At 50.6% G+C, this 265-nt stretch carries 1 rRNA gene; it reads left to right on the forward strand.

Features of this window, described 5'->3' with window-relative positions:
* A 23S ribosomal RNA gene (locus GTP27_RS24480) occupies positions 1–265 on the forward strand; the annotation flags it as partial.

Here is a 265-nt window from a genome sequence, read left to right on the forward strand (position 1 = left end):
CCATCCTCCAAGGCTAAATACTCGTAATCGACCGATAGTGAACCAGTACCGTGAGGGAAAGGCGAAAAGAACCCCGGGAGGGGAGTGAAATAGATCCTGAAACCGTGTGCATACAAACAGTAGGAGCGGACTTGTTCCGTGACTGCGTACCTTTTGTATAATGGGTCAGCGACTTACATTCAGTGGCAAGGTTAACCAGATAGGGAAGCCGTAGAGAAATCGAGTCCGAACAGGGCGATAGTCGCTGGGTGTAGACCCGAAACCA

Source organism: Duganella qianjiadongensis (assembly GCF_009857915.1).
In the GTDB taxonomy this organism is placed as follows: domain Bacteria; phylum Pseudomonadota; class Gammaproteobacteria; order Burkholderiales; family Burkholderiaceae_D; genus Rugamonas; species Rugamonas qianjiadongensis.